At 42.3% G+C, this 542-nt stretch carries 1 pseudogene; it reads left to right on the forward strand.

Annotated elements, in window-relative coordinates:
- Window positions 1-542, forward strand: a pseudogene (locus tag ACIFQM_RS23940) (phage terminase large subunit); the annotation flags it as partial.

The following is a 542-nucleotide window of genomic DNA, read 5'->3' on the forward strand; positions in this document are numbered from 1 at the left end:
GAAACAAATCAGATGCTGATTGAGGATTTTGGGATTCGTAAAGGGAGCCGCTGGAACAACAATGAGATTTGGCTCAAAAGTAAAGGTGGACTAGATTCGTGTATCATGATTCGTGGCATAGATGGCTCACTTCGAGGTATTCACTATAAGCATCATCGTCCTACGCTGGTATTGATGGATGATTTGCTCAAGGAGGATACTGCTCGATCCGAAGCCAAACGAGAACAAATTAAAAATACATTTACAGATGTCATTCTACCTATTGGCACAAGGGATACGAATATTCTGATCTGTGGAACCATTTTGAACGAAGAAGACATCATGGCTGATCTGCTCAAAGGTAAAATACCAGGAGTAAGAAGTGTCCGTAAAGCAGCTGTGCTTCAGTTTTCAGAGCGTGATGATCTATGGTCAGAGTGGGAGCGACAATATAATAATCTCCAAGACGAGGATAGGATCAATACGGCTTTGTCTTTTTTTATGGCGAATGAGGAGGAAATGCTAAAGGGAACGGAAATCCTGTGGAGCGAGTACTTGGACTA

Source organism: Paenibacillus sp. NRS-1782 (genome assembly GCF_050467685.1).
GTDB lineage: Bacteria > Bacillota > Bacilli > Paenibacillales > Paenibacillaceae > Paenibacillus > Paenibacillus terrae_A.